Source organism: Candidatus Hydrogenedentota bacterium (genome assembly GCA_018005585.1).
Taxonomy (GTDB): domain Bacteria; phylum Hydrogenedentota; class Hydrogenedentia; order Hydrogenedentales; family JAGMZX01; genus JAGMZX01.
This window is the reverse complement of record JAGMZX010000110.1, coordinates 1-20,380: the sequence shown is the minus strand read 5'-3', so window position 1 is coordinate 20,380 and position 20,380 is coordinate 1. Positions and strand designations below refer to the sequence as shown.

16 protein-coding genes are annotated in these 20,380 nt (G+C 61.4%); 7 read left to right on the top strand and 9 right to left on the bottom strand.

Translation table 11 applies throughout. The features are described 5' to 3' along the window. Nucleotides 1-509 (top strand): hypothetical protein (locus KA184_16780; GenBank protein ID MBP8131236.1); only part of this gene is annotated, 509 nt, incomplete at its 5' end. A gap of 161 nt (nucleotides 510-670) precedes the next feature. Here KA184_16780 and KA184_16775 read toward each other — a convergent pair. After that, entirely contained in the window at nucleotides 671-4,021 is a 3,351-nt protein-coding gene (locus KA184_16775; GenBank protein MBP8131235.1) for a DUF5107 domain-containing protein, read from the bottom strand. 240 nt (nucleotides 4,022-4,261) lie between these two features. Here KA184_16775 and KA184_16770 point away from each other — a divergent pair, with 240 nt between their 5' ends. From KA184_16770 to KA184_16755, 4 genes are all read left to right on the top strand, one after another. Further along, entirely contained in the window at nucleotides 4,262-4,453 is a 192-nt protein-coding gene (locus KA184_16770) for a type II toxin-antitoxin system VapB family antitoxin (protein ID MBP8131234.1), read from the top strand. Nucleotide 4,454: 1 nt separating this feature from the next. Next, nucleotides 4,455-4,850 (top strand): PIN domain nuclease, encoded by a 396-nt coding sequence (locus KA184_16765; protein ID MBP8131233.1) that lies wholly within the window; start codon nucleotides 4,455-4,457, stop codon nucleotides 4,848-4,850. 141 nt (nucleotides 4,851-4,991) lie between these two features. Further along, nucleotides 4,992-6,212, top strand: a complete 1,221-nt coding sequence (locus tag KA184_16760) for a Gfo/Idh/MocA family oxidoreductase (GenBank protein ID MBP8131232.1) — start codon at nucleotides 4,992-4,994, stop codon at nucleotides 6,210-6,212. Further along, a complete protein-coding gene (locus tag KA184_16755) occupies nucleotides 6,209-6,361 on the top strand; it encodes a hypothetical protein (protein MBP8131231.1) in 153 nt (50 codons plus the stop codon). The genes KA184_16760 and KA184_16755 overlap by 4 nt, the downstream gene beginning before the upstream one ends. A 108-nt stretch (nucleotides 6,362-6,469) precedes the next feature. Here the strand turns inward: KA184_16755 and KA184_16750 are convergent, their stop codons facing one another. Together KA184_16750 and KA184_16745 are read right to left on the bottom strand one after the other, a co-directional pair. After that, a complete protein-coding gene (locus tag KA184_16750) occupies nucleotides 6,470-7,642 on the bottom strand; it encodes a VCBS repeat-containing protein (protein MBP8131230.1) in 1,173 nt (390 codons plus the stop codon). Nucleotides 7,643-8,029: 387 nt separating this feature from the next. Continuing rightward, nucleotides 8,030-9,229: a Gfo/Idh/MocA family oxidoreductase gene (locus KA184_16745; GenBank protein MBP8131229.1), complete on the bottom strand. Its 1,200-nt coding sequence runs from the start codon at nucleotides 9,227-9,229 to the stop codon at nucleotides 8,030-8,032. A gap of 148 nt (nucleotides 9,230-9,377) precedes the next feature. Between KA184_16745 and melA the strand changes: the two genes are divergently transcribed. Further along, nucleotides 9,378-10,814: an alpha-galactosidase gene (gene melA / locus KA184_16740; protein MBP8131228.1), complete on the top strand. Its 1,437-nt coding sequence runs from the start codon at nucleotides 9,378-9,380 to the stop codon at nucleotides 10,812-10,814. 36 nt (nucleotides 10,815-10,850) lie between these two features. Here the strand turns inward: melA and nadA are convergent, their stop codons facing one another. The 6 genes from nadA to sufB all read right to left on the bottom strand — a co-directional run bounded on the left by nadA (nucleotide 10,851) and on the right by sufB (nucleotide 17,397). Continuing rightward, complete coding sequence (gene nadA / locus KA184_16735; protein MBP8131227.1) at nucleotides 10,851-11,924, bottom strand: quinolinate synthase NadA; 1,074 nt, start codon at nucleotides 11,922-11,924, stop codon at nucleotides 10,851-10,853. A 131-nt stretch (nucleotides 11,925-12,055) separates the two neighbouring features. Then, complete coding sequence (locus KA184_16730; GenBank protein MBP8131226.1) at nucleotides 12,056-12,508, bottom strand: SUF system NifU family Fe-S cluster assembly protein; 453 nt, start codon at nucleotides 12,506-12,508, stop codon at nucleotides 12,056-12,058. Continuing rightward, nucleotides 12,508-13,773: a cysteine desulfurase gene (locus KA184_16725; GenBank protein MBP8131225.1), complete on the bottom strand. Its 1,266-nt coding sequence runs from the start codon at nucleotides 13,771-13,773 to the stop codon at nucleotides 12,508-12,510. Before KA184_16725 ends, KA184_16730 begins: the two co-directional genes overlap by 1 nt. Before the next feature lie 10 nt (nucleotides 13,774-13,783). Continuing rightward, nucleotides 13,784-15,118 carry a Fe-S cluster assembly protein SufD gene (sufD, locus tag KA184_16720; protein MBP8131224.1) on the bottom strand — a complete coding sequence of 445 codons (1,335 nt, stop codon included), beginning with the start codon at nucleotides 15,116-15,118 and terminating at the stop codon, nucleotides 13,784-13,786. A gap of 15 nt (nucleotides 15,119-15,133) precedes the next feature. Further along, complete coding sequence (gene sufC / locus KA184_16715) at nucleotides 15,134-15,901, bottom strand: Fe-S cluster assembly ATPase SufC (GenBank protein MBP8131223.1); 768 nt, start codon at nucleotides 15,899-15,901, stop codon at nucleotides 15,134-15,136. Further along, nucleotides 15,901-17,397 carry a Fe-S cluster assembly protein SufB gene (gene sufB / locus KA184_16710; protein MBP8131222.1) on the bottom strand — a complete coding sequence of 499 codons (1,497 nt, stop codon included), beginning with the start codon at nucleotides 17,395-17,397 and terminating at the stop codon, nucleotides 15,901-15,903. The genes sufC and sufB overlap by 1 nt, the downstream gene beginning before the upstream one ends. A 404-nt stretch (nucleotides 17,398-17,801) precedes the next feature. On the opposite strand from sufB, the gene KA184_16705 reads away from it, so the two are divergent. After that, nucleotides 17,802-20,000, top strand: a complete 2,199-nt coding sequence (locus tag KA184_16705; GenBank protein MBP8131221.1) for a hypothetical protein — start codon at nucleotides 17,802-17,804, stop codon at nucleotides 19,998-20,000. The last annotated feature ends 380 nt before the right edge of the window (nucleotides 20,001-20,380 follow it).

The following is a 20,380-nucleotide window of genomic DNA, read 5'->3' as shown; positions in this document are numbered from 1 at the left end:
GGGGAGGAGAGAGCGAAGGCGAGGCGGAAGGCGAAGGCGAGGGCGAGGGGGAGGGGGAGGGCAAGGGCGAAGGCGAAGGCGAAGGCGAGGGTGAGGGTGAGGGTGAGGGTGAGGGCGAGGGCGAAGGCGAAGGGGAAGGGGAAGGGGAAGGGGAAGGGGAAGGGGAGGAGGGAGAAGAAGGGGAAACCTGCGTGCGAACAGTACATTCGGCGGACGTGAACGGCGACTATCAGGTCGAACTGGTGGAACTGCTGCGGGTAATTCAGTTCTATAACGCGGGCGGGCTGCATTGCGTGCGACCGCCCCGGTTGACCGAGGACGGCTACGCGCCGGTGCGCGGGCCGGACCTGTCCTGCTGCCCACACAGCGCCGACTATGCGCCGCCGGGCGGCGACTGGATCATCTCGCTGAGCGAGTTGCTGCGGCTGGGCCAGCTTTATCAGTCCGGCGGCTACGCGTACTGCCCGGACCAGGGCACCGAAGACGGATTCTGCCCGCTGTTACCGTGACGGGTCGCTACCGCCCCGGCGGCCATTGATGTTGTTCGCCGCCCGGATTCCGTACAGCGGACCGCGCAAGGGCGTTGCCGGCCCTGCGTGCGCACCCGTGGCCTTTTGGTCCTCTTGGCCGTTTGGGCCCTTTCGTCTTTCCGGGGTAGCGGTCGGACCAGCTACTGTTTGAGGCCGCCGAGGCACACCCGCGCCCAGAGATGGTTCGGATTTTGTGCGAGCGCCTGCTCGAAATGCCGCTTCGCGTTCGCTGTGTCGCCGCTGCCGAGCGCGCCAAGGCCCGCGAGATAGTGCGCCTGCGCCAGTTGCATGCCGCGCGCCTGTTTCTCGCCGAATTTCATGAAGAAGTCGACCGGGCCGCCCTGCTCGAGCTGCGCCGCGCCGTCCGCGGCGAGCGCGTCAAACAGGGCCGCCGCTTCCGCCGTATTGCCGAGTTTCGCGAGCGCCTGTCCCTTGTGAAAGCGGAATTCCGAGCCACCCACGTCGATTTTGGCCGCTTCTTCGAGATGCGCGCGGGCCTTCGCTGCGTCGCCGAGCGCTTCACACGCCTCCGCGATGAGCAGGTGCGTGCGCGTCGCGGGCGGATCGTTCAGCGGCCGGTCGATCCCCAGGTTCGCGGGGTATTCCAGCGCCGCGTCGAAGTCGCGCAGCGCGTCCTGCGCCTGTCCGTTGTTCAACGCGGCCATCCCGCGCAGCACGTACGCCTCGACGTAGGTGTCGTGGATTTCCGTGCCGCCTTCCCACGTGTCGAAACGCCGCTTCGAGAGCATGTCGATGGCCGTGTCGTATTGGCCCGCCTGTACGAACAGGCGAATCTGCCGCGCCACGAGGTCGCTGCGCTTGTTCGTGGTCTCCTGGTTCTTGCACAAGAGCGCGAGCCGCGTCTCCGGCGCGGTGCCGGCGACCTCGTAGAGCTGTTCGAGTTCATAAAACACGCGCGGGTCCGTGCCGTCGCACGCCGCGGCCTGCTCGTACGCCGCGATGGCCTTCGGATAGTCGTCCAGCCGCTTGAAATATGCGTAGCCGAGGTTGCGGTGCGCGGTCGCGAACGCGCTATCGCGCGCGACCGATTCTTCCCATGCCTGGACCGCCTCGTCCGGCTGCCAGTCGTAGAGCAGGTTGCCAAGGTAGTAGTAGGCGCGCGCGTCGTCCGGACACGTGGCGATCGCATGCCGCAGCACGCGAATCGATTCGAGCCGGTAGGGGAAACAATACGTCGCGGGCATCGCGTTTGCCGTGCGGTACCACTCGACGGCGCGGGCCGTGTCGCCCTTCTGCGCCGTGTAGTAGCCCAGGTCGTAATACAGCATCGGGTACGTGTCCGCGTTTTCGCCCGTCGTCCGGCGTTCGAGCACGTCGACGGCCTCGTCGTACAACGCGGCGGCGGCGTAATTCGCCGCCAGCTCGAGATACGACTCCGCCTCGCCGCGCATGCGCGCCGTCAGGGCCTCCAGCGCGCGCTCCGCCGCGCGACCTTTGCCCGCGGCGCGCTCCGCAAGTGCAAGTTCATTGCCCGCCCAGAAATCGAGTGGATCAATGCCAAGATTGGCCTCGGCCTGTTCTTTGGCCTCTTCAATCCGGCCCAGACGACGCAGAATTGCGGCGCGCAGGTTCAGTGCTTTCGTATCGAGCGTGTTCGTGGCCAGCGACTGCTCGATATGCCCTAGTGCGCGCTCGAAATCGCCGTTGCGGCAATCGATCTCCGCCAGCGCGTAGTTCGCCGCCGAATGCCACGCCATGTTCCACGCCGCGCGGTTGAACGCGTCGTACGCTTCTTCATAGTTCTCCTGGCCCGCCAGCGCCACGCCCAGATAGTAGTGAGGCTCGCCGTCCTTCGGGCGTGTGTGGTTGAACGTGAGCCGCGCGACGGCCCGCCTGAGCCGCTCTTCCGCCCGCGCATACAGGCCGCGCCTGCAATCGTCTATGCCCAGCGCCGTGTTCGTGCGCGCGTCGTCCGGATCGCGCTTGAGTGCTTCCTCGTAGTAAGGGTACGGTTCGGTCGTCGGATTGTAGAACTGCTGGAGGCGCTGGCCCGCGAGGTACAACTCCTCGACGGTCTTGATCTGCGCTGGCGGCGGCGGCGGCGTCACCACTTCGGGCATCGGTTCTGGTTCGTGGTTCTTGCGCTGATACGCGACCAGTTCGAGGCCGTCTTCGTCATATAATGCGGCCCGCAAGTCGTTCTCCTCGACGCCGTCCGGCAGCGCGATTTCTTCGGCAAACGGCGTGGCGGGGTCAATCGCGATACGCTTGTCGAGCAGCGCTCGGCCCCTTCCGGTCAGCAGCACACGTGCGGCGCCGTGCCTGCCCGCCGTGTTGCATGCGATCCGCGCTACGCGCTCCGGCGACACCGTCAGGTTCAAGGCAGCGTCGCGTGTTGCGTTACAAACGCCACCCAGTTCGCGCAGCGGGTACCAGCTTTGCGTGAAGGCTTTCACCTCGTGCGGCTGAACCCAACTGTAGTCCGGCTGGTTGTCCGAATACGCGCCGACCATGATCTCCGCGTACGGCCCGTCGCTGTCGGTAAGTTTGACGCGGTCGCCGGTCGAGTTCGTGCCCCACGTCCACAGTTTCATGCCGGGCACGACGTGATGGTCCGCGACATGCACCACGCCCGCGCGCTTATCGTGGTCATAGCCCGCGAAGAAATCCTCCTGCACGTTCCATGCGAAGAACGACGTCGCCGCGGCGTGGCTCTTCCACCAACTCACGTCCACGCCCTGCGTATAGTCTTGGCCGTTGAACACCTCATGCGAAATGGGCCAGTGTGAGAACTGGTTCTTGCCGTGGAACGTGGCGAACTGCGTGCTCGGCGGAAAGATGATCTGATAGCCCGGCGTCGAATGGACCGCCACGTTCGCCCAATACAGAATCGTGTGCACGTACGGCGTGCCGTTAAACAGCTTCACCGTCACGTCCAGCCGCGATTCGCCCGGATGCAGCGTCATGCCGATGACCCATTTCATGCGGTGGCGGCGCTCCGTCTCGCCGATCCAGATCGTCTTGCTCCCGTCCTCGTTTTCCGCAAGCAGGTAGTCCACCGGCATGAAGGTCGTGTTGCGGTGATGGTGAAATACGCACCACTCGACCCCGCCCGATATCCACGCGCCGAGCATGCCGATCAGGTCCGGCTTGATCACGTGCTGACGGTAGAAGAAATGGTGATCGTTCGTCTTGTCGTACGCCTCGAAGATGCGCCCGCCGATCTCGGGAAGCACGCAGAAGCGCACGTACTCGTTTTCGAGATACAGCGCCTTCCACGTGCGGTCCGCCCTCTCTTGCGTCAACACGTCGAGCATCGGATACGGATAGACCGGCCCCATCGCGCCCTGATACCCGCGCCCGTCATAGAACCGCGGATTGACGTCGCCCGGGCCGACCCCATACGTCGGCAGCGTCATCGCTTCCTCCCACACCCGCACCGATTCGCCCGAAAAGGCAAACGGCGCACACACAAGAGCAATCATCAGAAAGAGACTGCAAGAAAAGGCTACACGACTTGCGCTACACATCAGACCCTCTCCTTATCCCGCTTGGCGCTTCAGAAAGCGGCTCTTCATTCTAGGATTGGCATGGAATCCGTGCAAACACGAGAGAGAAGGGGAGAAATTTGTAAAGACGCCGGGGACTGCCACAAGCGAGCGAGTCCGCGAAGGCTTGCTTGCGCCAGTCCCCGATGCCCGGTGTCCTTGAGAATCTGGCCGTTCGACCGTCGGAATGTGTATAATGGATACACATCGAGGAGCTGAATTATGCGCACGAATGTAGTCATTGACGATGGTCTCATGCGCCGGGCCCTGAAGGCTGGCGGTTTTCGGACCAAGCGCTCGGCAATTGAGGCCGGATTGCGACTTCTGGTCCAGGTAAGAAGCCAGGATCGGCTACGGGGGTTTCGCGGCAAGGTCTCGTGGGAGGGCAACCTGGAAGCCATGAGGAAAGACTGAGTTGGTAATCATCGATACGTCCGCGTGGATCGAATTCTTTCACGATGGAGAACTGTCCGTTGTGGAGCGGGTCGATTCGTGCCTGGAGCAAGAGTTGGTCGGGATGGGCGACTTGGTGTATTGCGAGGTGATGCAGGGGATTCGCTCGGCTCGCGAGCGGCGGGAGATCGATACTCTCTTTCTATCGCTGCCGCGCTACGAGATGGTGGGATTCGAAATGGCGGAGCGAGCCGCCAAGAACTATCGCACGTTGCGCGCACGCGGTGTTACTGTGCGCAAGACCATCGATGTCCTGATCGGCACGTTCTGCGCCGAGCATGATTTTGCGCTAATTCACCACGACAGGGATTTCGACCTGATGGCGAAACACATCGGGCTGACAATCTGGCAGCCCTGAGAACGCGCGCGGCGTGTTAACGCGTTCGAGAGGACTTCGTTCGTAATTCAAGCTTCAGCTTGTCTTGGGGGCAGCATAAATGCTGTACTACGAACAAAGGCGCATGTCCGCTCGATATGGGCGGCCTGGGAGGAAAGAAACATGGCTGAGCACACATTTTCACGACGCGGTTTTCTGGCGGCGTCCGGACTGGCGGTGGGCGCGGGGCTGGCAATGCCGCGCACGGTCTTCGGCGCAAATGATCGGCTCCGGATCGGCCTGGTCGGCACGGGCGACCGCTGTTCGGCGCATATCGTCGATATCGGCAAGCTGCGCGAGTCGCACAACGTCGAGATTGCCGCCGTGTGCGACGTGTGGCGGCCGAACCGCGAGTCCGCGGCCGCGCGGGTCGAAAAAATCTTCGGCGCGAAGCCGTTCGCTACCTCGCGCTTCGGCGAACTGCTCGCGCGCGACGACGTGGACGCGGTGGTCGTCGCGACGCCGGATTTTGCGCACACGCCGATCATGGTCGAGGCGCTGAAAGCAGGCAAGGACGTGTACGTCGAAAAACCGATGTCGCTGAGCGTCGAGGAAGCGAACGAAGCGCTCGACCTCGCGCGCAAGAATGAGCGCGTGGTGCAGGCGGGCACGCAACGGCGCAGCGAGGGCCGCTGGAAAGCGGCACGCGCGCTGATTGCGTCGGGCGCGCTGGGCCACGTGAGCCGCATCGACGCGGCGAACTGCTTCAACCAGGCGCGCTGGGCGCGCAAGTTCGACAACTGCAAGGAAGAGGACGTCGATTGGGACGCCTACCTGTTCAACCGGCCCAAGGTCGCGTTTGACCCGCGCCTGTTGCGGCGCTGGCACCTGTACCGCATGTGCACGAACGGCATCTCGGGCCTGTGGATGACGCACCTGATCGACGCCGCGCACAATGCCATGAACGCGAGTTATCCCAACAGCGCCGTCGCGCACGGCGGCATCTATCTCTGGAAAGACGGCCGCGAACACACGGACCTGTTTCACGCGCTGGTCGATTACCCGGAGGGTTTCCTGTTCAGTTGGTGCATGAACCTGACGAACGCCTCCGGCACGCACTACACCATCCACGGCCAGTACGGCACGATTGATATGGAGAAGGGCACTTACTCGGGCGAAGGCGTCGAGGACGGCCAGCGCATCGAGGACGGCACGCTCGAGGCGATTCCGGACGAGAACCACATGGCGAACTGGCTCGACTGCATCCGCAGCCGCGAGCGGCCCACCGCGGACATCGAGTACGGCCACCAGCATTCCGTGGCTACGATCATGGCCGCAAACGCGCTCGAAACCGGCCAGCGCACGCGCTACGACCGCGAACAACGCAAGATGTTTGCGGGATGAGCGCGGTGGTATTGCGCCGCGGCAATATGGCCGTTCCGGACTGGCTGGCGCCCCTCTATCTCGCGCCTGGAGTCTTCGCCCTGGGCTATCAGGCATGGGCGGTCCGGCACCTGTTCCGGATCCGGGAGCGAAGGCGATTCAGCACCTAATCGCGGCGTTTGCGGCGGCGGTTCTGCTGTGCGCGCTTGCGGGCGGGCTGCGGTGCAGTCTGTCCGCATATCCTGCATACGTGCGCGTTTCGGCCCGCCGCTTGTGGGCTATTTCAGCTTGTTCTCGAACCAGACCGGGCCGCCCCACTTGCCGGTGACTACGACATCGCTGTCGCCGTCGGCGTCGAGGTCCGTGGGCACGAGGTTCAGGCCCGAGCCAATGCCTTCATCGTAGGAGATGACGTGTTTGGTCCATCGGGGTTCGGGGCCGCGCTCGAGTTCGTACCAGTACACTCCGAGCGGCTCGAATTCGCCCGGGTCGCCGCCGTTGTGGGCCATGAAACGCTTTCCCGTGAAGAAATCCATGTCACCGTCGTTGTCGATATCGGCGAGGCCGAGGCTATGTGCCTGCGTCCACGTGTCGTCGATCAGGTGTTGTCTCCAGTCCGTGCCGCCTTCCTGCTTCCGCTGCTCATACCAGAAAATGCCGTATTCGTGCGCGTTGCTGGTAATCAGGTCGTTCAATCCATCGGCGTTCACGTCATAGACAAGAATCTGCGCCGTGTGCGCGGGTTTCCCGTCTTCCTTGCTGCCCACGGCCAGCGGGTGCTCCTTCCATTCGCCGGCGCGCGGGTCCGCGGGCCCTTCGAACCAGGCATCGGGCCGCAGGATATCGGGCCGCCCGTCGCCGTTGATATCGCCGCAGCCGGTGCCGAAGTTCATTGTCTTCTCGGAGATGCGATGGATGACCATGCCGCGCGCCCCGTCGGGCAACAAAGCCGTCTCGTACCAGACCGTATGCAGGACGGCGGGCAGGATTTCGTGCGGCTCGCCGTCGCCGTCGATGTCCCAGGCCTCGCCGCACTCATAGTTGCCGTTCTCTTCGATGAGCGCGCGCGGCCACATGCCGCCCGCCGTGCCGGGATTGCGCAGCCACTCGGCCTTCTTGCCGAACCATGAACACGTGACCACGTCGAGCCAGCCGTCGCCATCCACGTCGAGCGGCGCGTTCATGAAATCCCAGCGGTAGCCCTTGCCCTCTTCGTCGACCTCGCCCTCGATGACGCAGATTTCCACGCCTTTGAACTCCGGCGCGAGATAGAGGAACGGCAGCGCGACGATATCGAGTTTGCCGTCCTGGTTAAAATCGCCTACGCCGCAGGACTCGCCGCGATAGGCACCCACGCGGTGCGCCTCGAACGAGACATCCGCGGCCATGGAAAGGGGAACGATGAGCAGGAACAGGGTTCCAGCCAAAACAGGCCAATCTGCGATTCGCATGCGAGACGTCCTTTCAATGCGTTCATTCGATAAGCTCTGGTAAACCCGGGCATTTTCAGAGATGAGTGAAAACCGGTGTTGACCAGCAGTTCTTCTTGTCGCTCCCATATTGGATTTCAACATGCCTGCGGAGTTCGGATAAGGAACCGCAGGACCTGTCCAGCGTCTGGACGCATCCTTGCTGCTTCCATTCAGGATGGCGACCATGCCGCGGAGGAGCTTATTACGGAATTGGAGCAAGGAAGATGCATTGCCGCATCGGTATCGAGCACGACGGCATCCGTCCCTTCTGCACACGGTTTCGCGTGCCTGCCTTGGCCGCAGCCGCTGAAGTCGTAGTCGTCCCGCCAGGACCGGTGCGTTTCTTCTCCATAACATTATCTCATTTTACATCGTATACTGCGGAATTCTCATCAACTCGCCGTCTTTCAGCGCGGACTGGTGCGCGACGATGCCGGCAACGGTCATATTGAGCGCCCAGGCGACGTTTATGAGCGGGGCGCGCTCCTGGAGGATACTGTTGACAAATTCCTCGCAGAGGTAGCCGTGGGAGCCGCCGTGACCGCCCGGATCGACGCTCGGCGGCAGGGGCGGTTTGGCCAAATCGAGCGCCGAGATGTCCGATGTGCCCTCGAAGCTCATTTCCCACATGGAACCCTTCTGCCCCCGCGCACGGCCCATTTCGCCGCCATGGCCGGGCGTATCCCAACTGACGGCCATCCGCGCCATGCCGTTCTCGCTGGTGCGGAACAGCGCGATCTCGGTGCCAAACGGGTTGGCGTACGGATTGTTGGCGGGTTGCAGATGCTCCACCACGCTCGGAATGCCCATGCAGGACACCTCAGTGAAGCCGCCGCCGGTGACGCAGGTGTAGTAGCCGTTCGAGTGGGTCGGGTACCATTGCGGCGGCAGGCCGATGCGCCAGCCCTTGTACGAATCGAGCGGCGTCTCCATGTAGTGGTAATACTCGCCCTCCGTGTAGACCATCTTGCCGAAGCCGCCCGCGTTAAAGATTTCGCGCATCGCGTACACGTCGTTGTGGAAGCCGCTCGTCTCGAACATCATGTAATTCAGGCCAGAGGCCTTTACCGCGTCGTGAAGCCTGCCGGCGTCTTCCAGACTGCCGAATACGGCGGGCACTGCGCTCCCCACATGCTTGCCGTGCTCCAGCACCTCGATGCAGTGCCGAGCGTGGCTCGGCGCGTCCGTGGCCACGAATACCGCCTCGATGGACGGGTCCTTGACGAGTTCTTCTAGAGAAGGATATGTCTTGCCGCAGCGGCACGCTTGGGCGAGCCCGGCACAGCGCTCGGGAATCAAGTCGCTGACCGCCACGACCTCCACATTCGGGTGGTCCTGGAAAGAGAAGGCCGCGCCGAACTTGCACACGCCGTAGCCGACGATGCCCATGCGAATCTTGCGGTCCGAGATGGGTTGCCACGTCTTGCTCCGGTTCGTGGTGCTCTGCGTGTCCTCGAAACCCTGGATGGGTTTATCATCAGCCGGGGCGCCATCCGCGAGGGACAGCAGCCCGGCGCCGATAGCCGCGCTCTTGATGAAAGACCGTCTGGATACATCATTTGACATCGCGGGTACTCCTGTTGCGTTTCCAAGACCCTGGCCGCGTTCTCCATCACGATACACCCGGCGCGGGTGGACCGTCCACTGCCGGCGCTGTTGCGGTCCCTGCCGATTTGGTAGAATCGAATATCGAGTTACAGGAAAGGAACCGGCCATGCCGAAGATAGCGATGATTGGCGCGGGCAGCATCGTGTTCGCGAAGACGTTGTTCATGGACATTGTGGCGACGCCCTCGCTGTGCAACAGCGAGTTCCGGTTCATGAGCCGGACGCGGCCCAAGCTCGAACGTCTGAAAGCCTTCGCCGACAAAGTGATCAAGGAGAACGGCATCGGCGCAACGGCGCAGATCACGCTCGACCGCCGGGAAGCGCTGAAGGACGCGGACTATGTCATCGTCATGCTGCAGATTGGCGGCGTGGACGCCTTCGAGAAGGACTATCAAATCCCGCTGAAGCATGGCGTCGATCAATGTATCGCGGACACGCTCGGGCCGGGCGGCGTGTTCCGCACGCTGCGCACGGCACCGGTGATGATGGACATCGCGCGCGAGATGCAGGAGCTGTGCCCGAACGCGTATCTGCTCAATTACGTGAATCCGATGGCGACGGTGTGCTGGTCGCTGGGCAAGGTGCCGGGGACGAAGTTTGTCGGCCTCTGCCACGGCGTGCAGACGACACTCGACCTGATCTCCGGCTATGTCGGACTGCCGAAGGAGGAGATCGATTACCTCGCGGCGGGCATCAATCACATGGGCTGGTTTCTGCGCCTCGAACACAAGGGCAAGGACCTGTATCCGCAGTTTAAGGAGCGCTGTGAATTGCCCGAGTACTACATCAACGAAAAGGTGCGTATCGAGACGATGCGGCACATCGGTTACTTCATGACCGAAAGCACCGGACACCTCTCCGAGTACCTGCCGTGGTTTCGCAGCAGCAAGTATGCGCTCGACCTTTACTGCGACGAGCCGAGTTTCGGCGGCGAGAGCGGCGCGTACTACAAGTGGTGCCGCCTGATCGCCGACAAGCTCGAAAACACCGATATGCTCGCGTCCGAGCCGACAAAAATCGACCATCGGAGCGTTGAATACTGCTCGTACATCCTCGAAGCGCTCGAAACGGGCAAAACGTTCAAGTTCCAGGGCAACGTGCGCAACGACCACTACATCACGAACCTGCCCGCGGGCTGCTGCGCGGAAATCCCCGTTTTTGCCGACAAGATGGGCCTGCACCCGACTGTAGTCGGCGACATCCCGCCGCAGTGCGCCGCGCTGAACATGCTTAACGTCAACACGCAGGGCTTGGCGGTCGAGGCGGCGATTTCGGGCGATCCGGAACTCGCGACGGCCGCGTGCGCGGTCGACCCGCTCACCTCCGCGTGTCTTACGCTCAAACAGGTCCGCGATATGGTGGGCGAGATGCTCGACGCGGAGGCCGAGTGGCTGCCCCAGTTCAAAGGCAAGAAATTGCGGCCCACGCCGGTTATTTCGACGCCACCCGGGACGAAACATGCCTCGGTGCCGCTTGACCCCGCGCTCGCGGTTGTACATCGCTTCGGCGAACTGGCGGAGAAGGCGTCCGAGCGCCAGGCGTGAGGCAGCGCGAAGGCGCGGACGGGCGGATGAGGAACGTCAGCGGATAGCGAGCATGCGGTCGATGGGCAGGCGCGCGCGTTCGATGACCTCCGGATCGAGTTCGACTTCGTATTGCGTGTGCTGCAGCGCCTCGAGCGTCTGTTCGAGGGTGACTTGGTTCATGTGCTGGCAGCGCAGGCTGCAAGCCCGCACCATTTCCCGATGGGGGAACTCGGCCACGAGGTTGTCGCCCATGCTGCACTCGGTCAACAGCGCGTAACGGCGGCTGTCGTTCGCGCGGACGAAATCGGCCATTGCCTTTGTGCTGCCCGAGATATCCACGAGTTCAATCACTTCAGGCTTGCATTCCGGGTGCGCAAGGATAACGGCGTCAGGATACTGCCGGCGGATGTTTCCCACGTCCTCTACCGAGAAAAGTTCGTGGACTTCGCAGCGGGAATGCCATCCGATCACGACGGGTTCATCCGTGGGGGCCGCGGCAATCGCCGCCTCGTCACGGTCAGAAAAGAAATGAATGCCCAGTTCATTGGCCGTGTTGTGAGCGAGGTATTCGTCCGGCAGAAAGAGGATGCGTTTGTGGCCCTGCCCGAGCAGGTGTCTGACAACTTTGTCCGCGTTGCCGGAGGTACAGCAGTAATCCGATTCGGCCTTGACCGCGGCGTAGGTGTTCACGTAGGTCACGACCGGCGCGCCCGGGAAACGGTTCTTGAGATTCACGACGTCCGCGGCTTCAATTCCAGCCGCGAGCGAACAGCCGGCCTGCCGGGACGGCACAAGAACCGTCTTCCCCGGATTCAGGATTTTTGCGGTCTCGCCCATGAACCACACGCCGCAGAACACGATGATATCGGCATCCGTCTGCGCGGAGACCGCGGAAAGCTGGAGCGAGTCGCCCGTGTAGTCCGGCACGGAATGGTACAGGGCGGGTTCCATATAATTATGACCGAGAATGACGGCATTACGTGCGTGTTTCAATTCGAGAATCTCATGCGCAATGCCAGCCTTGAAATCGACCTCAAAATCGGGAATTACTCCCCGGAGACGTTCTCGCATGCGGCGCTTCGTCTCTTCGAGCGTCGGCACGGTCTCGACATTCAGTACATCCGCCATTCCCTTGAATCCCTTGATGTTATGACGAATCGGGCACACAGCCTGGAATGAACCAAGAACACAATATTTCTGGATTCAATGTGATTCTAGCACATTTGCTTGCTGTGTGACAAAGACGGCCGGGTCGCGGCCTATTCAGTCGAGACCTGCGTGCCGTTGTCGTTGATCGCGGCGAGTAGGGCGTGCCACGCGAGGGTGGCGCACTTAATGCGGATAGGGAACTCGCGGACCCCCCCGAATACGGCCAGCTTGCCCAGGGAGGTTTCATCCAGGGGCGTGTCGGGCGGGGAGGTTACCATGGCGTGGAAACGGTCAAAAAGGGCTTTCGCTTCGTCAATGGTCTTGCCCTTGAGCACGGTGGACATGATCGACGCGGAAGACTTTGCGATGGCGCAACCCACGCCCTGCAGCCCGATGTCGGTGATGGTGTTGCCATCGAGTTTGAGGAAGATGGTGATGTGGTCGCCGCACAGGGGATTAAACCCCTCGATTCTGCGGTCTGCGTCCTCGATGATCTTGAAGTTTCGGGGGTTCTTGTTGTGATCAAGTATGACCTGCTCGTACAGCGCGCGTGACCCGGACATCAGTGAAACACCTTCTGGACCTGCCGTATCGCCGCGGCGAGCGCGTCGAGTTCCTCCCTGGTATTGTAGAAGGCAAGCGAAGCCCGCGCGGTGGCGGGCACGCCGAAACGCTGCATAACCGGCTGCGCGCAATGATGGCCCGCGCGGATGGCTACGCCTTCTTCATTGAGTATTTGGCCAATGTCGTGCGGGTGAATTCCTTCGAGCGTGAAGGAAAGGATGCCGGCCTTGTCGCGCGCCGTGCCGATCATGCGCAGACCCGGGATTTCTTCGAGCACGCGCGTGCCGTATTGGGTCAGTTCCAGTTCGTACTCGGCGATGGCGTCCATTCCGGTTTCACTGAGGTAATCCACAGCCGCGCCAAGACCTATGACGCCCTCGATGTTCGGGGTGCCCGCTTCGTATTTGTGCGGCAGGATGTTGAACACCGTCTTCTCGAACGTGACGGACAGGATCATGTCGCCGCCGCCCTGATACGGAGGCATCTTTTCGAGATGCTCGACTTTGCCGTAAAGCACGCCTATGCCGGTCGGCCCGCACATCTTGTGCCCGGAACAGACAAAGAAGTCGCATCCCATTTCATGAATATTAACGGGCATATGCGGGGCCGATTGCGCGCCGTCAACGACCACAACGGCTCCCGCGTCGTGGCTTGCGCGAATGATCTCTGGAACGGGGTTCACGGTTCCGAGTGCGTTTGAAACATGAACGATGGAAACGATCTTCGTGCGCTCGTTGAGCAGGCGCGCGAACTCGTCCATGACCAGTTCGCCTTCGTCCGTGATGGGGATAACCCGCAGTTTCGCGCCTTTTTCCTCGCAGAGCATCTGCCAAGGGACGATATTCGAGTGATGCTCCATGTGCGAAACGAGGATTTCGTCGCCCGGCTTGATGAACGCGCGCCCGTAGGTCTGGGCGATGAGGTTGATGCCCTCGGTGGCGCCGCGCGTAAACAGGATTTCGCAACCGACGGTCGCGCCCAGGAACCGGGCTATGCGTTCGCGGGCGCGCTCGTAGTGGTCGGTGGCCACTTGGCTCAGGTGATGCACCCCGCGATGGATGTTTGCGTTTTCTTGCGTGTAGAAGCGCTGAATCGTGTCGATAACCTGGCGCGGCTTCTGGCTCGTGGCCGCGTTGTCCAGATAGACGATGGGCCGGCCGTGGACCCGCACGTCGAGTATGGGGAAATCGCGGCGTATGTGCTCCACGTTAAATGGGGGCCTGATGACCGCCGCTTCCATGCTGGATGTGTGGACTGTCGCCATATTGCCGCCGTCAGTGTTGTGGACTGTATTTAAGGAACACGTACTGTTCCAGACGTTGCCGGAGGGACTCGAGAGCGATTTCGCTTACGACTTCATCCGCAAAACCGTAGGTTAACATGCCGCGGGCAGTAGCTTCATCTACGCCGCGCGCCCGGAAATAGAAGATGACCTGTTCCGGCGGGGCGCCAACGGTTGCCCCGTGCGTGCACTTCACGTCGTCCGCGTAAATCTCGAGCTGCGGCTTGGTATCGATGACCGCGTTGTCCGATAGCAGCAGGTACTTGCTGAGCTGGTTCGAGTCCGTCTGCTGAGCCTCGGGCAGTACGTGCACCTTGCCGAGGAACACGCCCCGGCTCCGGTCCTCAAGGATGCCCTTGTACGCGATTCGGCTCCGGCAATGAGGCTGCGCGTGCGTAATGCTGACGGCATTGTCCACGAGCCGGTCGCGGTCGTTGAGCATCAGCCCGTGCAACTCACATTCCGCGCCGTCGCCGTCCAAGGCGACACACAACTGGTTACGCACGACAGCGCCTTCGAGCGCGAACACGGACGAACGGAACCGGCTGTCGCGGGCCTGATGAACCTCCGTCGTGCCGAGCAGGCTGCCCTGTGCGCCGGCTCTCACCAACTTGTAATGGTCAACTGAGGCGTTCGGCTCGATGGCCACCTCGACGACGAGATTATCGAGATAGGGCATGTCGCCCGCAAGAGAGACGTGGCTTTCCACGAGCGTGACCTGGGCGCCGGTGTCGGCCACGAAGAGGCCGCGTGGGTGCGCGGCGGTCTGCGGGCCGCGTTGCGCCGTACTGACGAATACGAGGTGCACCGGTGTGGCGATCGCGGTGTCTTTGGGGACATACACAAACGCGCCGTCCTGCAGCATGGCGCAGTTCAGATGAGTAAAAATGCTGCGCGGCCCGAGATACCGGTTCAAGTGCGCGTCGGCCACGGGCGAATCGTGCAGCAGTGCGTCCCACAGGCTGCCCGCTACCGCGCCTTCGGGCAGCGCCGCGCGAACCGAGAGGTCCTCGGCAAAATAGCCATTGACGAAAACCAGTTCCGTCCACCCGCGGCTTCCGAGGAGAAACGGCGCCACGTCGGCGCGGCAGAGGCCGTGTTCCGCCGGCGCGACCAGGCTCTTGTATGGCGTGTTCACGATGGGGCCGATATTCGTGTGCCGCCACTCTTCCATCCGCATGTGCGGGAATTCCGTGGTTTGAAAGGCTGCCGCGCCGGCGGCGCGAATCGAGCGAACGTGTTCCGGCGCGCTGGCTGCGCCCAATCGGGCAATATCCGTAATGTAATGGCTCTTGGAAGGCTGGGGGGGGAGCGTGTGCGCAGGCATGACTATTCTCCGTCGTTACGCGGATGCGGCCGCGAACGCTTCCTTCACCCAGTCGTAGCCCTTTTCCTCGAGTTCGAGGGCCAGGTCTTTGCCGCCCGACTTCACAATCCGCCCGTTCACGAGCACGTGCACGAAGTCCGGCACGATGTAATTGAGCAACCGCTGGTAGTGCGTGACCACGATGAAGGACCGGTTAGGCGAGCGCAACTTGTTGACGCCTTCCGATACGATGCGCAGCGCGTCTATGTCCAGCCCCGAGTCGGTCTCATCCAGAATCGCCAATCGAGGCTCCAGCACGGCTAACTGAAGGATTTCATTGCGTTTTTTCTCCCCGCCCGAGAACCCGTGATTGACGAAGCGCTCCGCAAAACCCGGATCGATGTTGATGAGCGCCATCTTCTCGGCCAGCAATCCCTTGAAATCCATCGGGTCAAGTTCTTCGAGGCCGCGGCTCTTGCGGACCTCATTCAGCGCCGCGCGCAGGAAATACGAGTTGGTGATGCCCATGATTTCGACGGGATACTGGAACGCGAGGAAGAGACCTAGGCGCGCGCGTTCTTCAGCGGGCATTTCCAGCAGATTCTGCTCCAGGAACGTCACGCCGCCCGCGGCCTCGTCCACTTCATACGCTTCGTGCCCGGCAAGCACCTGTGCAAGCGTGCTCTTGCCCGAACCGTTCGGCCCCATGATCGCATGGACTTCGCCCGGGTTTACCTTGAGGTCGATGCCGCGCAGAATTTCCCTGCCGGCGACCGAGGCATGCAGATTACGAATGTGAAGCATTATCCGACACTCCCTTCGAGGCTGACGCTCAACAACTTGGTCGCCTCAACTGCGAACTCCATGGGCAAATGGTCGAACACTTCCTTGCAGAATCCGTTTACAACCATCGAAATGGCGTCTTCGGGGCTGATGGCGCGCGTCTGGCAGTAGAACAACTGGTCTTCGCTGATTTTAGAGGTGGACGCCTCGTGCTCGACGGAGGCGGTCGTGTTGCGAACGTCGATATAGGGGAAAGTGTGTGCGCCACAGGTGCTGCCAAGCAGGAGCGAATCGCATTGGGTATAGTTGCGAGCGTTTGCCGCCTTCGGCATCACGCGCACGAGGCCGCGGTAGCTGTTGTCGCTGCGGCCCGCGGAAATGGTCTTGGAGATCACCGTGCTGCGCGTGTCCTTGCCCAGGTGCAGCATCTTGGTGCCGGTATCCGCTTGCTGGCGGCCAGTGGTCATGGCGACTGAGTAGAACTCGCCAACGCTGTTGTCGCCCTTGAGGATGCAGCTCGGGTACTTCCAGGTAATGGCCGAGCCGGTTTCGACCTGAGTCCACGAAATGCGCGCGTTGGCGCCCAGGCATGTGCCGCGCTTCGTGACGAAGTTGAAGATGCCGCCCCGGCCTTCCTCGTCGCCCGCGTACCAGTTCTGCACGGTCGAATAGCGGATCGTGGCGTCCCGGTGCGCGACCAATTCGACGACCGCCGCGTGCAGCTGGTTCTCGTCGCGCATCGGCGCGGTGCAACCCTCAAGGTAGCTGACCTCCGCGCCTTCCTCCGCGATGATTAGCGTGCGCTCGAACTGGCCCGTTTTCTCGGCGTTAATTCGGAAATACGTACTCAGGTCCATCGGGCACTTGACGCCTTTGGGCACGTAGACGAAAGAACCGTCGCTGAACACAGCGGAATTCAGCGCCGCATAAAAGTTGTCGTTCACGGGCACCACGGAGCCGAGATACTTGCGCACGAGGTCGCCGTGCTCGCGCAACGCCTCCGAAATCGAGCAAAAAATGATGCCCCGCTTCGCGAGAATGTCCTTATGCGTCGTGGCTACGCTGACGCTGTCGAATACCGCGTCCACCGCCACGCCGGAGAGCCGTTTCTGCTCGACAAGGGGTATGCCCAGCTTCTCGAACGTTTCCAGCAGCTTCGGGTCCACCTCATCGAGGCTCTTCTTCGCGGGCAGGGCCTTGGGCGCGGAATAGTAGCTGATTTCCTGAAAGTCGGGGACTTCGTAGCGCACCTTCGCCCATTGAGGCACGGTCATGTTGCGCCAATGCGCGTAGGCTTTCAGCCGCCACTCGAGCATCCATTCCGGTTCGCCCTTTTTCCCGCTGATCAGCCTGATGACGTCTTCGTTTAACCCTTTGGCCAGGGTTTCCGATTCGATTTCCGTGGTCCAGCCGTATTTATACTCGCGGTTGGCGAGTTCCGCGACTTCCTGGTTGCTGCGCTCCACGCGCGTACCAGTGTATCGGGCCGTTTCCAGATTGTCTGGCCTCGTACTCATCTGGTCTTCTCCACGGTCTGTCCCGGGCTGTGCGCCATCATCCTTATGATTCATAGACACCCCGCAAACCATTCAGACATGGCCAAGTCCGTCTTTCCGGACAGACCTCATGTCTTGGCCCCCGGCATCGCCGCGTACGGCCCATGAGCCGCAACCACGCGGTCCAGCCTGCACACTTATTGCAACAGTATCGTTCCGCGCATTTATTCCCCGCTTATTCCCACGTGTGAAACTGGCTCGTCCGCAGGGAACGGACGCATTCTATCCCTTTTCCTCAGTCATGCGCCAGCAGACTTGCTTCACCGGTCTGCGCCACCATCAAAAAACAGACCCTATCGCGCAAAGAAGCCGCGGCGTATAATCAGGGTGTGAGGACGCATGCCGGCGGTTGGGAGGAATGTGCCATGACTGCCTGCTTCCGTGTGGTTTCAATCGTGTTGGCGCTCAGTGCGTGCGCGGGGGCCGCGCAGGGCGGTCACGCGCTGAACGGAGGAACTCCCCCGGCCCAGGCCAAGCGGAAAGAGCCGGGGGCCAGAGCGCCCATCTATTTCAACGTCATCCACCACCAGGAAGCCGTAGGCAATCCCTGCACGGACACGGAGGGTTTCCCGCTCTGGGAGTCGTTCAAAGAGAACCTGCGAAACGAACTGACCCTGCTCGATTCCAGGGGAATTGTATCAGATCAGTATTTTAGTGATTTCTTGGTGTCTGTCGTTCACTATATGGAACTGAGCGGGCGGGACCCGCAGGCATCTCAAGTCTTTGAGTGGTTCAAGAACAGCGGTCAGCATCTCGGGTACCATTTCCATCCAACAACTTGGGATGTCTATATTCGAGCCGACGAGATAGCTGACCTTCCGTTCGAGGACGCCGTGGCGCAGTACGAGACTTGGGAAGAGGCGTACTACGACTGGGAATCCTGCCTGCCGCAGGTGTACGGCGACCCCTGCTTGAACTGCGGGGAGCTGGATACGGGCCGGACCGGCGGCGTTACGCTCATGGAGGACTATTTCGGCGTCTTCGGCAAGAGCACCGTGATGGAATGCGGCCTCATGTGGTACGCGCCGGTCGGTCGTGCGTTTCGCGACAAGTACATCCTGCCTCGCGCCCAGCAGATTTGCTGCTCTCAAGGCGCGCCTCATTCGCACTATCGCGATGATGATACGCTCCGGACCATGTGGACAAGCGACCTCGCGATATCATCTTCTGAATTGTTCATTTACACGTACAAGATGATGGATCTGTATTTCGTCAAGCATACATCGAACGCGTATATCGAGGGCAGGCAGAGTCCGGTTTCTCTGCTCGCGCAGAAGCTGGACATGCTGCCGCGCGACGTGCCTCATTTTTTCGTGATTCACCTGACCGTGAACACGGAGCCTTCGGACCCGTTGGTCGCCCTGCTCGATTATCTCCAGGGGGAGTTTGTTCCTGCCAATCTCAACAGCCGGTTTATCTCCGGGTCAGAACTTCCCAGCCTTGTCATAGAAAATCCGCGGCAGTTTACCGTGGAGGAACTCGAAGAGGCCGCGGCCTATTACTTGCAGTACTACATGGGCCGCCCTCCGTCCTTTATCAAATACGGCGAGCACTACATGTCGAACGCGTCACTGTTCAAGGCTGTGCAATTTGCGCTTCAGGATTACCTCGGGGGTTCCACATGGCCCCAATCCGTCCAAGTCCCAGATATCATTAATCCGCCGATGGGCATGCCGATGGGCCTGCCGCGCGACCCCAGAGTGGGCGACGCCATGCTGATAGAGACTTTCGCCGATGCTGTTATGGCGTTGGATGCGGACGACACGGTTCCGTATATCATCACGATCGCGCTTCCGGCGCCTGACCTTCCGTTGCAGGTGAATCCCGCGGAGTTCCTTACCGGAATGTGTACGCTGTATCTTCGTCTGCGCGACGGGTCTGGGCCATTGGAGAAATCGCTGGAAATGCCCATGCACATGGCGCCTGGGTATGTCGTGCCGATGTCGAATATTGCGATTGAAGCCGCCAGAGATCCGGGTTCCACGATTGCGAATCTCTCGGCTCTCGATTGGGCGACGGACCTCCAGCAATGGACACTGGAACCGCTCCGGCTGCGCTCCGATGCGGCCGAAGGCGAAGGAGAAGGCGAAGGAGAAGGCGAAGGAGAAGGCGAAGGAGAAGGCGAAGGAGAAGGCGAAGGAGAAGGCGAAGGAGAAGGCGAAGGAGAAGGAGAAGGAGAAGGAGAAGGAGAAGGAGAAGGAGAAGGAGAAGGAGAAGGAGAAGGAGAAGGAGAAGGAGACTCCTGCATCGACGAATGGCACACGGCGGACCAGGACCACAGTAGCAAAATCGAGTTGACCGAACTCTTGCGCGTGGTCCAGTTCTACAATTCCGGTGGGTTCCATTGCGCAGATGGTCCGGGCAGTACCGAAGACGGCTACGTGTCGGGCTCCGGCTTAAACACGGGCTGCTGCCCGCATGACAGCGACTACGCGCCTTCGGGGCCGGACTGGCAGGTCACACTGACCGAGTTGTTGCGCGTTATTCAGTTCTACAATTCCGGAGGCTGCCACTACTGCCCCGGTGACGGCACGGAAGATGGCTTTTGCCCCGGTATGAGTTGAACGGCGCAGGGCGGGAGACAGGGTCTGCGGCGCGAGAGGTGCGGCTGCTTGTGGAATTGCCCGGCGTTAGGGGGAAAGGGTCTCGCCGGGACGTCGTGTACCGGTTCGGCCGCAAAGGGAGTCGGGCTGTCCGCGTGTCGTGGGTTACTGAGGCGCGAATTGATTCTTCCGCCAATGTCATGGTAAAAGTAGACAAGAAACAACCTTTTGAATGGGCGGAATGACATGAAACCACGTCGCGAAGTCTGTCTGGTCGTTGGTATTGCGTTGGGGTTGTGCTTCTCCCCGGGATGGCCCGTTCGTGCCGCGGCGCAGGGAGCGCCCGGACCCGTCTCGAGCCAAACGGCGGGGGCTGGAGTCTCGTACAACATCTATTTCGG